Below are 16,305 nucleotides of genomic sequence, written 5' to 3'. Positions count from 1 at the left end.
GCCATGGTAGAAGTGCTCGATCGAGAGGTTGGAGAGTTGATGGCCAAATTGGAGGAGCTTGGTTTGGCTGAAAATACGATCGTCGTATTTACCTCGGACAATGGTCCACACCAGGAGGGCGGGGCTGATCCGGATTACTTTGATAGCAACGGTCCATTTAGAGGGTATAAGCGTGACCTTTATGAAGGAGGTATTCGGGTACCTATGATTGTCCGATGGCCTGGAAAGGTTGAGCCGGCTTTGCAAACAGATCATCCTTCAGCTTTTTGGGATGTGATGCCTACCATAGCAGACATAGTGGGCGCAGAGCTACCAGCCAATCTTGATGGCATATCATTTCTCCCCACTTTGCTTGGTGAGACGGAAGATCAAAAGAAGCACGAATATTTGTATTGGGAGTTTTATGAGTTAGGAGGACGTCAAGCTTTGATAAGTGATGGCTGGAAATTGGTGAAGTATAACCTCCTGGATTCGGCTAATACTACCGAAGAGTTATATTATTTACCAGATGATCCTTCTGAGTCGAGGGATTTGGCGGATGAAAACACATCAAAGGTTGCGCTTCTATCAGGTCTGATGAATAAAGCTCGCACTCCTTCTGAGGTATTTGAGTTTAGAGATTAATAGTTACGAGAAACGAGAATTTGATATGAGAAAAATTATTATCGCGATTTTGCTGATGGGCAGTGTGAGCAGCTTTGCCCAATCACTTAAGGAAGCATTTCCAACAGATCAACTGACAAGTGTCGGTGCCTACTATTATCCAGAGCACTGGGAGGAGTCACAGTGGGATCGTGATTTAAAGAAAATTGCAGATATGGGTTTTGAGTTTACCCATTTCGCTGAATTTGCTTGGGCCCAGCTAGAGCCACAAGAGGGCGTCTATGATTTTGAATGGTTGGACAAGGCAGTTGCCCTGGCCGCTAAGCACGACCTCAAAGTCATCATGTGTACATCTACAGCTACTCCACCTGTGTGGCTGGTTCGAAAGCATCCAGATATTCTGATCACTCATGAGGATGGCACCACTATGGATCACGGCTCACGTCAGCATGCTTCTTTTTCCAACGAGTTCTATAGAGCATATTCTCAAAAATTGATTGTAGAGCTGGCCAAACACTATGGTCAGGATGATCGAATCATGGGCTGGCAGTTGGACAATGAGCCGCGCCCTGTAGTGGATTATAGCCAAGATGCAGTAAAGAGGTTTCGTATATGGCTGGAGGCAAAATACAAGAGCATTGATGCGCTCAATACGGCTTGGGGAACCAATTTCTGGAGTGGAACCTACAGTGATTTTTCTGAAATCAATCTCCCTAAACATGGACAATGGGGCATGAACCTTTACCAGCGTCTGGATCACAATCGATTTTGCAATGAAGAAACGGCGAGTTTCCTCGATCAGCAGGCAGTTACTATCCGAGAGCACGCTTCTTCAGATCAGTGGGTTACCACCAATTATATTCCGATGTATGGTGCCAGTTTTATTGGCAAGAGTCAGGAACTGGATTTTATTACCTATACCCGCTACATGGTATATGGGGATCACAAAGGCATAGGCCCGAAAGGGTATCGTGTAGGTGAGTACTCTAGGATTGCTATGGCCAATGATTATTTCCGTCCACTAAGTCCCATCTATGGTGTTATGGAGTTACAGCCTGGACAAGTCAATTGGGGACAGATCAACTCCCAGCCTCTGCCAGGAGCAGTACGTCTATGGTTGTGGCATGTCTTTGCTGGTGGGAGCAAGTTTACTTGTACCTATCGTTTTAGAGCACCCATCTATGGCTATGAGCAGTACCACTACGGTATAGTAGGGCCTGATGGAGTGACACCTACCAGAGGGGGATTAGAGTATCAGAAATTTATCGAGGAAGTAGAACTGTTGAGAAAGAGTTATAAAAAATCCATAGTTCCTCAGGAATACCTCGATCGAAAAACTGCCATCCTTTATGATCCAGACAATACGGTGGCCATCAATCAAAACAAACAAACCAAAGTGTGGAATACGGAAGAGCATGTACTGAAGTATTATAAAGCGCTAAAGGCCTTTGGAGCTCCCGTTGATTTCATTCGGGATACTTCTGATTTTTCCCAATATCCGGTCATGGTATTGCCCGCCTATCAGCAAATGGATAGAGGTTTGATTCAAAAATTAACTGAATATGTGAAGAATGGGGGGCATCTGGTGATGTCTTGTCGAACTGGACATCAGGACGAAAAGGGGCACCTATGGGAGGCCAGTCATGCAGCACCGATCTATGAGCTGATCGGAAGCGAAATAGAATTTTACGATCTCCTGAGATCATATGATTCAAATTCAGTGGCCTTTGAAGGGGAAGAGTTCTCCTGGACAAGTTGGGGGGATGTACTCAAGCCCAATGAAGGTACCGAGACCTGGGGGCAATACGCCAGTGATTTTTATCAAGGCAAGGCGGCTGTCACTTTCAATGAACTAGGAAAAGGAAGCGTGACCTACGTAGGAGCCGATAGTCATGAGGGTAAACTGGAATACGCTGTTTTGGAGAAACTGTATAAGCAGTTGGGAATAGCGATTGAGAACTACCCTAAGGGGGTCATTGTGGAGTATCGTGACGGGTTTGGTATTGCTATGAACTACTCCAATGAAGATTATAAAATGCAATTACCAGCTAATGCCAAAATCCTGATCGGTGATCAGGGTCTATCCACGGCCGATGTGCTTGTGTGGAAATTGAAATAGTTAACGAAATAAAATCTTTCAGTAATGTTAAAGAAAATAAATTCATTCATTCTGATGCTGGCTATCGCGTCAGCATTTACTACTGTTCAGGCGCAAAAAGCCAACGACGTAAACACGCCTTTGCACCTGTCCAAACCCGATTATGACACGCCTTACGGTATTCCTTCGGAGGAGTCCATTGTAGCTACGCTCGATAGGGTGTATGAATACCTGGAAAGCACTACTCCTTCGGTAGTCATAGATCTGGGAACAGGAGAAAAGATTGAAAAAATCAATAAAATCAAGTCGGATCAAAAGATAGCCTTCGAACAGGGGGACTTCAGACCGGTAAGTTATGAGTGGGGAGTGACATACGCGGGTATGCTGCTCGCCTCTCAAAATACCGATGATCCTAAATATGCCAAATACACCTTGGATAGAATGAACCTTTTGGCGGAGTTGTATCCACAGGTAATGAAGCTTGAGCAAAAGCAATCTGGTTTTCGTCATCCGATCAGGTCGGTGTTGCACCCTCACGCACTGGATGATGCAGGTGCCATGTGTGCTGCCATGATCAAATCTAAGGACTATGGCTTTGAGGGAGAGTTGGATCCGATGATTACAAATTATATGGACTACATCAGCAATAAAGAGCTGAGACTGGAAGATGGTACGCTTGCCAGAAATCGTCCTATGAAAAATTCGCTTTGGTTGGACGATTTATTTATGAGCGTGCCTGCTTTGGCACAAATGGGACAGTATAGCGGGGACAATCGCTACTTTGACGATGCGGTAAAACAGGTCATTCAGTTTTCTGACCGTATGTTCAATCATGAGAAAGGGCTGTACATGCATGCCTATATCATAGATATGAAGGAGCACCCACAGTTTCACTGGGGCAGAGCTAACGGATGGGCGATCATGACGATGGTCGAGTTGTTGGAAGTATTGCCAGAGGATTACAAAGGAAGAGATAAAGTGCTGGAGTATCTGCAGAAGCATATTTACGGTTTATCCCAATATCAATCTGGATCAGGATTTTGGCATCAGTTGCTAGATAGAAATGATTCTTATCTGGAAACGTCTGCTACGGCCATATTTACCTATTCGATAGCTCGAGCGATCAACAGAGGATATGTAGATGCAAAAGCTTATGGCCCGATGGTTTGTCTGGCATGGAATGCCATTGCCTCCAAGGTAAATGCAAGAGGACAGGTGGAAGGCACTTGTGTAGGAACAGGGATGGGGTTCGATCCGGCGTTTTATTACTACCGTCCTGTCAATGTTTATGCGGCTCATGGCTATGGTCCAGTGCTGTTGGCAGGTGCTGAGATGATCACGCTGTTGGATCAAAACTATCCAAAAATGAATGACAGTGCGGTGCAGTTTTACAATCAGGAAATCAACACTGACGAACCTATTTTTAGCGAACAGTAATTCTTGAGACTATGATAAAAGCAACATTACAAGCAATACTACTAGTAACCGTCATAGTAGCCACTTCTGGGTTGGCTTTCAGTCAGATTGGGACTCGTTTTCCATCCGAAAGAAAAGTGATCAAGGATCCTGTGACTGGAAACGAGCTGATATTCCTCACCAGTACCCCGGCAGGAGACTCTAAGATATATCCGACTCACAATCAATGGACTGCTGATGGGAAGTGGGTGGTTTTTCGCTCCAATCGGGTCAAAGGTGAGGCGATGGCTGTAAATGAAGAAACAGGAGATATCGTACAAGTGACCGAAGGAGGCTACTATCGCATGCTCTGTGTCGCCAGAAAATCCATGAAGCTTTACTTCATGCGAAAATCAACTGATGATGCAATGGACGTAGTGGAGGTCGATCTGGAAAAGCTATTCGCTGACAGCGCATCAGGAAAACTCAAATCGGCCAGGAAATATCAGCGCGTTTGTGGGACGACCCCTTCGGAGTTAGGAGCGAGCGGAGACATGGCCTTAGATGCGGATGAAGAGTGGGTTTGGTTCAGAGCTGGACGCGAAGCTGCTCTAAAGAATTTGCCAGAGGGGACGGAAATTGAAGAAGATTTTGGTCCCAGGAATATGGGGGCCGGCCCTGGTGGAATAGCGGGCATGAATGTCAAAACAGGAGAGGTGAAATATGTGGTTTCTGTTCCTTTTCAGGTTGGGCATATTCAATCTAACCCATGGGTGCCTGGTCAGATTATTTTTTGCTGGGAAACGGGTGGGAAATCGCCACAGCGTACTTGGATCGTTAATTCAGACGGCACAGGTTTGCGTCCCTTATATCCAGAGTCTCCGTACGAATGGGTCACACATGAGGCAGTAATAGGCAAGGATGAAGTAGCAATCGCCATCATGGGACATCGCAAAATCCCAGAATCTACCGGGGAAAAACCAGAGGGAACGGATGTGAAAGGTGCCAATCCTGGACAAGAAACTGAATGGGGCCCTTGCGGTACCAGGGAGAAGCCAACCGGGCTTGGTATCGTCAATATCAACACAAGAGAGATGACTATTGCCGGTCAGACCAAGGAAGGTAGCGGACTGTGGCATGTACATGGCTCTTCTGATGGGAAGTATGCCGTGGGTGATGATTTTAGCCGAAATATCTATTTGATAGATCGGGACACAAGAGAAATGACCCTTTTATCTACTGGACATAAATCGACCGCTGCAGATCATCCTCACCCAACTTTTAGTCCGGATGGGACGAAAATTGAAATCCAATCGGCCATGCTGTCCGAGGATGGCCGATCGATGAATATTTGTGTCATCCCCATACCTTGATTCCTTTTTGAATGAAAGACTGTATTATGAAATTTCTGGAAAGTATAAAATTGAAAGCCTTATTAGGACTAGTATTGACGCTATTCTATTTTTCAGAAGGGGGCGCTCAGAACCCTTCTGCAGATTTGCGGACGAAATACAATTTTAATCAAGAGTGGAAACTGCTTGTAGGTGATCCAGAAGGGGCTGAAAAGGTAGGTCACAACGACGACCAGTGGAAAGAAGTGACACTGCCCTATGCATGGAATGAAAACGAGGCTTACAAAAATGACATTCATAACCTGAGTACAGGTATAGCCTGGTATCGCAAACAATTCCAATTGCCTAAAGACCTTGAAGGAAAAAAGGTGTTTTTGGAATTTGAAGGAGTGAGACAGGGCGGAGATTTTTATGTAAATGGCCAATACATTGGTCACCACGACAATGGTGTGATGGCTTTTGGCTTTGATATCAGTGAACTGGTCAATTTTGGTTCGGAAAGCAACACCCTGGCTGTCCGAACAGACAATTCCTGGGATTATAAGGAACTTCACACAGGCGTGAAACATCAATGGAACAACGATAATTTCAATGCCAACTACGGCGGACTTCCTAAAAATGTGTATCTGCATGTTTCAGATAGGTTGTACCAGACTCTTCCTCTATTCTCTACCTTAGGGACCACTGGCGTATATGTATATGCACGCGAATTTGATATCCCTGGGCGTAAAGCCGTCATCTTTGCCGAATCTCAAGTAAAGAATGAATATGCAGTAGCAAAAACCTTTCAATATCAGGTGGAAATACGGGATATGGATGGGGAAACCATCAAGGTGATGGATGGAAACAGTGTAACGATATCTCCCGGTGGAGTAGCCACAGCAAAGGCTTCTGCAATGGTTGAGGGTCTCAATTTTTGGAGTTGGGGATATGGATATCTCTACGATGTTTACACAAGACTAAAGATGGACGGCCAAGTGATAGATGAGGTGAAGACTACTACAGGTTTTCGCAAAACTGAATTTGCCAATGGCATGATCAAGTTGAATGACCGAGTGATTATGGTCAAAGGATACGCGCAGCGCACAAGTAACGAATGGCCGGCGGTGGGTATGAGTGTTCCTGCCTGGCTCAGCGACTATAGCAATCGACTCATGGTAGAAACCAATGCCAACCTGGTACGATGGATGCATGTGACACCCTGGAAGCAGGATGTGGAGTCCTGTGATCGGGTAGGTTTGATGCAGGCCATGCCTGCAGGTGATGCAGAAAAAGACGTGAAAGGGAGACAATGGGAGCAAAGGGTTGAACTGATGAGAGATGCGATCATTTATAATCGAAACAATCCCAGTATTGTCTTTTATGAAGGAGGGAACGAAAGCATCAGCGAGGTTCACATGAAGGAACTCAAAGATGTGCGTGACCAATACGATCCATATGGAGGCCGGGCAGCAGGTAGCCGCGAAATGCTGGACAGTGAAGTGGCCGAATATGGAGGTGAAATGCTTTACATCAACAAGAGTGCAGATATCCCCTTTTGGGCGACTGAGTACTCCAGAGACGAAGGCTTGAGAAAGTACTGGGATGAGTTTAGCCCGCCCTATCACAAAGACGGTGATGGTGGGACAGATCATACCAATATCAATGGAACCAAAGTCAAAGATGCGAGTCCTTACAATCGAAACCAGGACTCTCATGCCAAAGAAGATGTGATCCGATGGTATGACTACTGGAGAGAACGACCAGGTACCGGAAAGAGAGTGAGTTCAGGTGGTGTCAATATCATTTTTACAGATACCAATACCCACTATAGAGGTGCTGAAAATTACCGCAGAAGTGGAGAGGCTGATCCGATGCGGATTCCGAAGGATGGTTTCTATGCACATCAGGTGATGTGGGATGGCTGGGTAGATACCGAGAGCCGAATGGCCCACCTTATGGGACACTGGAATTATAAAGAGGGAACAGTCAAAGACATGTATGCAGTTTCCTCCGCAGAAAAGGTTGAGCTTTTTGTCAATGGTAAGTCTAAGGGCTTTGGAGAAAGGAGCTATCATTTTCTTTTCACCTTTGAGGATATCAAGTGGGAAGAAGGTTCGGTTAAAGTGGTAGGTTATGATGAGTCGGGTAAGGCTGTTTGTGAGGACGAAAATGTAACAGCAGGTGAGCCGGTGGCTATTCGTTTGACTACTTTGACAAACCCGACTGGATTTAAAGCCGATGGAGCAGACATGGCCCTCATCGAAGTGGAGGTGGTAGATGCACAAGGTCGCAGAAATCCAATTGCCTTTAATGAGATCGATTTTTCATTGGACGGTCAGGCAGAATGGCTGGGAGGAATCGCACAAGGGCCGGATAATTATATTCTATCTAAAAAGCTACCAGTAGAGCTGGGCGTGAATAGAGTGCTGATCCGGTCGACTACCAAGGCTGGTAAAATTAGTCTGACGGCAAAATCGGAAGGACTCAATTCGGCTTCCATAAAACTAAAGACTCAACCAATAGAGGTAGAAGGTGGACTTAGTGATAAGCTACCGGGGGCTGACCTTCCTTCCAATCTGGAAAGAGGTCCTACACCCCTGGAGCCTTCGTATGAGGTGACCCGAGTACCAGTTGAGATTGTTTCTGCAACAGCCGGAATCAATAGTGATCAAGCCAGGCAGAGTTTTGATGACAATGAATTAAGCAATTGGTCAAATAATAATATTCTAGAACAAGGTTGGATCAAATACCAATTTGATTCAAGCTACCAGGTCAGTGAGGTAGTGTTGAAAATGAATTCTTGGCGAAGAAGGAGCTACCCCATCGAAATAAAAGTGGGTGACAAGACGGTGTTCAAAGGCAATACAGAAAGAAGCCTGGGTTATATCACGATTCCGTTTGAACCTGTCTCAGGAGATAACCTGACCGTCAAACTCATCGGTACTACGATCAATGAGGATGCTTTTAATATTGTCGAGATCACAGGTAAAAAAGATCTGGTGAAAGATGGGTATAGAGAAGAAGAGCCTCCAGAAGGAATATTGAGTATTGTTGAGATAGAAGTGTATCAAGAGTAGTTGATAGCTTAAGTATGTAAGAGTTTCCATATATAAGACTCATTGATACTGATCAAACAGTACTAAATAAAAAATGTCCACCCAGTTAATGAGGTGGACATTTTTATATAATCGTTTTGAGAAATCTAATTCACTCGCAAAGCATTATTGCTTGATCAACTTGAATCGGTTGATGCCTGAGGTTGATCTTACTTCTATGAAATAAGTTCCAGCCTGAAAGTCTTGAATGTTAATAGAGTTGACCTGTTCAGTCAATTGACTATTCAAAACTACCTGGCCAGAGATATTGAAAATCTTCGCTAGAGCCGAACCATCATTGTTCTCCAGTTGGATATTCAAAACATCGTTTGCTGGGTTGGGGTAGAATTGGATCTTGTCCGTCTGGTTGAGAGGTTCGCTTACTTCGTTGCCCATACGGGCACTGGAGCCTACATTGATCAATTGCCACTGTGCGTTTTGGCTGGTAGTGTTGGCCCATTGGCCTACTACTTCACCATTGCCAGTATAACCCATTCCGTCCAAGAATAGTCCGGTACCTCGATTTTGTAGTCTGTAGTAGCTGCCGCTGTACTGCTGCAGGTCCCAGTGCGAATTGGGATGATTCGTGTCAGCGTACTGCCCACAGTCCGCACCATTGTTGGTCAGCCCCATACCATCGAGGAATAACCCAGTACCTCTGTTTTTCAGTTGACTGTATCCATCACCTGTGTCTATCAATTCCCATTGTGAATTGACATGAGTCGTGTTTGCATATTGCCCACAGGGATCTCCATTAGTGGTGCGTCCCATGCCATCAAGGTACAATCCAGTAGCACGGTTTTGTATTTGGTAGTAATTGCCCTGCACAGTTATGTTAAAAGTGACAGAGCTTTGTGTGCCGCAGCTGTTCGTAAATGTTGCTGTTGCTGAGCATGAACTTGTCGGGTAGATTGTTTGTTCACGTGATGAACCTGATGTGCCACATCCACTCCATGACCATGATCCACCCGAAACAGGCTGTGGGCCAAACTTTATTTCGTCTCCAGAATTAACGGTAAGGTTCGTGCTTCCTTGCCACGATCCACCATTCACTTGCGCATAGGCTGTGATGGCTGTAGGCTGGCAATTGTTTCCGCCTCCTGTAGATATCAGACTAAAGTCGTCCACATTGATCCACTGACCACCGCTGGCGTTGGAGTACACGCCCACTTCAATCGAACCGTTGGTCACTTCGATATCTGGAATACTGATTTCTGTCCATGATCCTATGGATTGATTAATAGAATAGCGTCTTTCGCTTCCTCCATAATTCTTCGCATAGATTCGTGCAAATGATTGTCCACCACTGCTTTTTACCCATGCTTTCAGGTCATAGGTGCCGTTAGGCAATGAAATGTTCTGATACATACCGGCTTGATAAGCACTGGAACTCCACTGCTCTAAACAGAAGCGTCCCGGATCATGGCTGTCCTGAAGGTTTCCGTTAGGGTTGCTGCCACTATCTACCCAGCCTGGCCAGCCAGTCACATCAGTTACATTGATTCTATCCGCTTCAATGTTAGGGTTGAGGATGTAATTGTTGCCACTACCCACAGACCAGGTACCTGCTGATGCATTCACGTTCCATTGGCTTAGAGAATGAAAAATAGGGGTGGTGCCATTAAATGAAATCGGCATCCATTGATTGTACCCTACGCCATTGCCGGCAAAGTCTGCCCAGCGATCCCCTCCAAACATGGCGAAAGATCCAGATGATCCATTGACTGAAAATGCAAGCCCACTCTGTGTTACGTGAGAGTAATCATTTTCTGTTCCCTGGATTACAAACTCATTGGAATAAGGACCATAAATATTGGAGGCTGTAATAAAGTAAGTCTGTGAGGTGTTCCAGCCATGAAGATCAGATGAGATAAAGTAATAGGTGCCGTTATGCTTGAACAAGACATTTCCTTCACGTCCTGAAGATGCTCTGTGGATTCGAGTGGCTGGTTCTACATACAAATAATCAGAAGGACGGAGATGTGCGACGTATTGGTTGTTTCTTCCTTGCACATTGCAGAAAGCCAGGTAGGCCTGCCCGTCATCATCAGTAAATACTGATTGGTCACCCGTCATGTCATTAACCACATTGCCGATGGACGTCTGAGTAGCTGCCAGGGTGAATGGACCTGTAGGTGAATCACTCGTGCAAAATGCCAGGTTGGGATACATTTGAGCGATGAGTACATACTTGCCTGTAGGCTCGTTATAGGCGCAACCTATTCGACCTACCCATCCGGCTTGTAGTCCTTGAGCAGGCGTGATCATGTCTCCCTCAAAAGTCCAATTGGCCAGATCAGTTGAAGAATAACAAGTGATCGAGAGAAATTCAGTGTCGCCATTCTTGCCCGAAAAGGGGTTGTTGTAATAGGTCTCAGCACCTCTGTACTTCGCCCCATACCAGTAGTAGGTGTTGCCTACTTTCAGAACGCCTCCCCCTTGTGAATAGATGGGGTTGCCGTTCGTGTCATGCCAAAACTCGTCGTTTTGGATCGTCTGACTAAAGGCGCTGACGTGACACATCAGCGAAATAGCCACCGTAAAAAGAATAGTAATAGTAGTCTTTAGTTGTTTCATCTTATAAAACGGTTTTATTAAAAAATGATTGAAATTCAATGATACAGAAATGAACAACTCGAATTATGGACAATCAATTTGAAGATATGGATAATTATATGTTCAGATTAACCGTACTTGCCTCATGTTGAACTATTTGTGTTCAATGAAATATTGATAAAACTAGGATTTTAGTATGATGTAAAGTGTTAGAAATCATACAGGAATCAGAAGTTATAGAACAAAATGAGTTGAATTATAGTTTGTAACGGTATTATGTGTTTTTCTGATGTGATGATTTATTAGTCCATAGTGGCTTGCAGTTTTGATATGTGAATAGAACTGCTTAAGTGTTGATAAAAAATAAGTAGGCAATCCAAGCGGCTTGCCTACCTTTATATAAATGAGATATGTAACTTGTTTCAGTTTAAGGATTAATCTCTTTCTCCATTTTTACCATTTTTTGATGGGTAATGGCCCCTAAATGGCATTTGTCCAGTTCGAGCACCTTGTGGAATTGCTCTTGCGCTTCGCAAGTATTTTTGAGTCCGAGATGTCCTAACCCTATCAAGTAGTGACAATGGATTTGGTTTCGTTTGTCCAAATCGTCTTCCCAGATCATTAGATCGGGTAAGGAAACAGCGAAGTAATCAATCTTGATATGGTCGTTCAAATGAGCTTCACCGTAGCTGATGAGCTTCTCAAACTTTTGATTGGCTTTGTCTTTCTCACCAAGTTCGAGTAGTGCCAGGCCCTGATACAGGATTTTGTCAGGATTTTGGTCATTGTAAAATACCGCCGCATGAGGTTCGTCATTACCTGAACTTGCGGTTTTCCAGCATTCAACGGCAGCTCCCGTGTCTCCCATTTTCTGAAGGACGATACCCATCCAATAATAGATGTCGTTTTCCTGCGCACCATGCAGCTTTCCTTCTCCTAAGTTGTGAGGGTACTCCATCGATTGTTGGAGGTAGCTGATTGCCTCATCCCATTTGGCGTTTTTCAGAGCCTCTTTGGCCAGAGAGATCAAAGTTGCTACATATTGTCCCGTTACTTTTCCTTCACCACCTTCCCATGGGTGGAATTTCCGGTTTTGTAAGAGCTGGAAGGCTTTCTCGTGCTGGCCAATTATATTGTATAGAGCTATTTTTTCTAAATAAACATCGTCTCTGGAGTCTACCAGATCGGCATACTTTTCGATCAGCTCTAGGCGGAAGGAAATATCTTTATTCATTCGTTTATACAGCTGATCTAGTTCCATGAATATCCGGGCATCCGTTTCGTCCAGTGAAAAGGCCTTTTCCAAATATTTCAGTGCTGATTCTTCCTGGTTCAGTTTGTTGAAATAACCCAGAGCCAGATTTCTGAATGCAGTTGGGAACTTAGCATCCAGTTGTGTCGATTTTTCCCAGTAGCCAATGGCATCTTCGTATTGTTTGGTATAGAAACTATAGTTGCCCAGAAAGTAAAGGGCTCTGGCGTCTGAGGGGTTCAGTTGCAGCGCTTTTTTCAAGGCTATTGCTGATTCGATCTGATTAGGGAAACAGTAAGCCGGATCGGCTATTGCTGCCTTATCGAAATATTGAAGCGCTTCTTCATCCTGATCTAAAAAGGTATAGAACCATCCAATGTAATACAAGGCCATAGGGTAGTTGGATTGAGATGTTTTTAATCCCAGCTCTAACAAATCAATTCCTTCCTGGTAACACCCTGCAGCCGCATAGTCCAATGCGTATTCTATATAGTTGTGAATGTTGTCCCTGATAAGTGTCGTGAGCTCAGTTTTGGCCTTTTCCGATCGCATAAGCAAGTATTGCTCGTACAGGATACCAAAATTAAATGCGTCTCCGGCAATGGATTGTTGAGCTGTCTGCATTGCTTCTGCCTTTTTGCCCAATTTTCGCAGGATAATTGTTTTCAGATGGAGCGCTTTCTGGTCGTTGATATTTCTGATCAGCGACTTTTCAATGTGCGCCAGGCCCAGTGACCAATTTTGCTCCATACAGTCTATCTGAGCCACAGAATAGTACGCTGGGTTTTGCCAGCCCGCATTCCATGTGGCTTTATTGAAATGATTATAGGCTTCACTTAGTTTTCCCTGGTATTTCAGACAGAGACCCAGGTTGTAAAGTGGCTCCCCATCATAAGGGTTGGGGTTCCTTTGTGTCATTCTATCTACGGCCTGTCTTAGGTGTTTTTCAGCTTCTTCGAATTTGGCACGTTTGAGAAACCACAGTCCCATGGCATTATTGCACCGGATATCCTCCGGATCCCTTCGCAAGGCTTCTTCATAATAATCAACAGGGCTATAAGTGGCATGTCTGTATTGCTCGATATGCTGCCCCGTCAGGAATAATTCTTCATTTCTATCTATTTCGTTGGGTTGCAGGGCGGGTTTGGCAGGTTCTGGTATTTCGCTTTTGTTAGGGCCTTCCCATAGCCAGGAGACTATTTCTGCACCTTTATTGTCGGATACTACTACGCACAGAGATTCTGCTTTAATGCCATTGGGTAGCTCGTGTTTTTGGCAGAATGAGTTGGCTGGCGAGGCGTCATAGGTTTTACTGAATAAAATCGTGTCGCCACTTTTTAATTCTACCAGGCAATTAGGGTAAATTCCTGTGGTATAAACTTTGACAGAAACGGTATTTTCTTCCATCTCCAGATTAACCATAGCATCTTTAGTCGCATTTTTCACTACGCCCAAATCACGGTAAGGCATGAAGTATTGAGTGAATTCTCGTTGTTCATTGGGCATGATCCAGGAGAAATCGGGCTGATTATCCGTGTATACTCCGCACATGAGCTCGATGTAAGGTCCGTCTTCATCTGTAAGATTTCGATCCCATGCCTGACCAAAATCTCCATTTCCCCAGGTCCACTGCTTTTTGCCTGGCGATACATGGTGATCTGCTACGTGCAATATGCCACCCTGTACGTCATTCTCATAGCCGCCCACAAAATTGTATTTAGAAGCCACCGCCATATAGGAGGTGGGTACGGGGATGTTTTTGTAGCGAGAGATATCAGTGCCCGGCGAATAGTCTACTTTGTAATAAGTACCCTTAGCAATTGGAAAGGAGGAAACGTCCCTTTTTCCATGATCGTAGACCGCATGTACGTCTGGTGGAAATATCGACTGGTAGTCATCATTCACTTTCACGGCAGGGTTGGCCCACCAGAGAAAGGTCTGAGGAAAAGGAGTCTTATTGTATAGCTTCACTTTGATCTCCAGATAGGACTTGTCTGGATGAAGGGTGAAACCCGCCATTCCTTTGGTGCGAAACATTCTTTCCAACTCGCTACACCAAACCGTCGCGCTACCATCTTCGTTTTCTTCCAGATGAAAATCTACCGGATCAAATGTCGTCGGTCTGTGATGTTGAGGCCAGTTAAATTCTATACCACCTGATATCCAGGGGCCGGTTAGTCCCACCAGCGCGGGCTTGATTACCTGATTGTAATAGACAAAATGTCTTTGCTTCGTCTTGTCATAGGCCATTTGTACTCTGCCGCCTATTTCTGGAAGAATCATGATTTTGACAAATTCATTTTCCAGGTAAACGGCGTTGTACGCTTTGTCTATTTTTTCGTCATGTATTTTTTCGATGACAGGGTAAGGGTATACCGATCCGCTGCTACCTTGATATACCCTTTTTTCGATGAATACAGGGTTCTTTTCAGGTTTGCCTGTGGTATAGGTAGGTATCGTGATTTTCTCTTGCCAGATCTGTACTTTGTTCATTTTTCTTGCATTAAAACCTCTTCTAATTCTTCCAAAGACTTATTCTTAGTTTCAGGAAGTTTTTTGAGAATGAAAATAAATCCCATCAGACAGATCCCGCTGTATACCCAGAAGGTGCCCGATGTGTTAAGTGTCTCGTTGAGATAAGGGAATGTTAATACCAGAAGTGAAGATGATACCCAAAGTGAAAGCGTGGCAATGGACATGGCCTTGCCTCTGATTTTATTAGGGAAAATTTCTGATAGTACAACCCAGGTTACTGGGGCCAGTGATACGGCAAAAACAGCTATAGCTGTGATTACGAGAACAAGCATAGGCCAGCCATTGAAGTCGATGTAATAGAACCAACCTAGTATGATGTATATGATCGTGAGCCCACCGGCCCCAAAGAGCATCAGCTTTTTCCTTCCTAGTTTATCTACAAACAGCATGGCCACTATCGTGAAGGCCAAATTGACACTGCCAGTGAGTACGATATTGAAAAACATGTCATTGATAGAGTACCCTGCGGATTGAAATATTTCCTGTGCATAATTGAATATGATATTTATCCCGCACCATTGTTGGAAAGAAGCTAGTACTACTCCTAAGATCAATATGGACAAAAATCTTTTATCAGTGAGGAGTTGGTTGGATACTTTAGAGTCGTCAATGGAGAGTGAGTTTTCTATGCTGATCAGAGCTTTGTCTGCATAGGCTGCACCACCTATTTTGCTTAGGATTTTGGTGCCTTTCTTTTTTTGTCCTGCTTTGATTAAAAAGCGAGGGCTTTCTGGGACTAAAAACATAAAGAAGAAAAACAGGAAGGCCGGGATCAATTCTGCCCAAAACATCCATCGCCAGCCATGTTGGCCATTCCAGCTGGATAGTATTTCCTGATTAGTAGCTAAGTCAGGAATTTTTTCGGCTATTAGCATATTAGATACCTGAGCTGCCAATATGCCTACTACTATGGTCAATTGGTTGATAGAGACGAACATGCCTCGTATTTTTGCTGGAGTAACTTCTGCTATATACATGGGTGACAGTGTAGAAGCGATCCCTATTCCTAACCCTCCGATGATCCTGTACAGGATGAAAATCGAAAAGTCGCTAGCGATACCGCTACCGTATGCAGAAATGATAAATAGTACTGCCGCTGCTATCAAAAGCTTTTTTCTACCATAGCGATCTGAGAAAGCACCGGCTATTATAGCACCTCCCACACAGCCGATCAGGGCACTGCTCATGGCCCAGCCTTTTAAACCCGGGCTATCCGAAATCTTGAAGAATAATTCATAGAACGGTTTAGCCCCTCCGATGACGACCCAGTCAAACCCGAAGAGGAACCCTCCTAAGGCAGCCACTGAGCAGATGGATAATAAAAATGTGTAATTGTTTGCTTTCATAATTGGAAGTGTTGTTGCAAAAATAAAGTTAAGCTTGGTCTGTGGTATGGATATTTTTTTTGAAAGGATGGATTATAATACGATATATTCA

General features: G+C 44.4%; 8 protein-coding genes. 5 read left to right on the top strand and 3 right to left on the bottom strand.

What is annotated here, in order from left to right; all coding sequences use genetic code 11:
• The first annotated feature begins 3 nt into the window (after nt 1–3).
• Genes N7U62_RS11775 through N7U62_RS11755 form a run of 5 tightly spaced genes read left to right on the top strand, consistent with a single transcriptional unit; the run spans nt 4 to nt 8,507 of the window.
• Nucleotides 4–624, top strand: coding sequence for a sulfatase-like hydrolase/transferase (locus tag N7U62_RS11775; RefSeq protein WP_264138172.1), 621 nt, complete (start codon nt 4–6; stop codon nt 622–624).
• A 25-nt stretch (nt 625–649) separates the two neighbouring features.
• Complete coding sequence (locus N7U62_RS11770; protein ID WP_264138171.1) at nt 650–2,722, top strand: beta-galactosidase; 2,073 nt, start codon at nt 650–652, stop codon at nt 2,720–2,722.
• A 24-nt stretch (nt 2,723–2,746) separates the two neighbouring features.
• Nucleotides 2,747–4,138 (top strand): glycoside hydrolase family 88/105 protein, encoded by a 1,392-nt coding sequence (locus N7U62_RS11765; protein ID WP_264138170.1) that lies wholly within the window; start codon nt 2,747–2,749, stop codon nt 4,136–4,138.
• Between the two features lie 11 nt (nt 4,139–4,149).
• Nucleotides 4,150–5,469 carry a beta-propeller domain-containing protein gene (locus N7U62_RS11760; protein ID WP_264138169.1) on the top strand — a complete coding sequence of 440 codons (1,320 nt, stop codon included), beginning with the start codon at nt 4,150–4,152 and terminating at the stop codon, nt 5,467–5,469.
• A gap of 26 nt (nt 5,470–5,495) precedes the next feature.
• Nucleotides 5,496–8,507 carry a glycoside hydrolase family 2 protein gene (locus tag N7U62_RS11755; protein WP_264138167.1) on the top strand — a complete coding sequence of 1,004 codons (3,012 nt, stop codon included), beginning with the start codon at nt 5,496–5,498 and terminating at the stop codon, nt 8,505–8,507.
• 144 nt (nt 8,508–8,651) lie between these two features.
• Here N7U62_RS11755 and N7U62_RS11750 read toward each other — a convergent pair whose 3' ends face one another.
• The 3 genes from N7U62_RS11750 to N7U62_RS11740 form a co-directional block, all read right to left on the bottom strand.
• Nucleotides 8,652–11,102 (bottom strand): RICIN domain-containing protein, encoded by a 2,451-nt coding sequence (locus tag N7U62_RS11750; RefSeq protein ID WP_264138166.1) that lies wholly within the window; start codon nt 11,100–11,102, stop codon nt 8,652–8,654.
• Between the two features lie 406 nt (nt 11,103–11,508).
• A complete protein-coding gene (locus N7U62_RS11745; RefSeq protein WP_264138165.1) occupies nt 11,509–14,826 on the bottom strand; it encodes a DUF5107 domain-containing protein in 3,318 nt (1,105 codons plus the stop codon).
• Nucleotides 14,823–16,214, bottom strand: a complete 1,392-nt coding sequence (locus N7U62_RS11740; protein WP_264138164.1) for a sugar porter family MFS transporter — start codon at nt 16,212–16,214, stop codon at nt 14,823–14,825. Before N7U62_RS11740 ends, N7U62_RS11745 begins: the two co-directional genes overlap by 4 nt.
• Nucleotides 16,215–16,305: the final 91 nt, after the last annotated feature.

The organism is Reichenbachiella ulvae, assembly GCF_025833875.1.
Lineage (GTDB): Bacteria > Bacteroidota > Bacteroidia > Cytophagales > Cyclobacteriaceae > Reichenbachiella > Reichenbachiella ulvae.
Note: the sequence above shows the minus strand (reverse complement) of the source record. Positions and strands in the feature narration are given on the sequence as shown.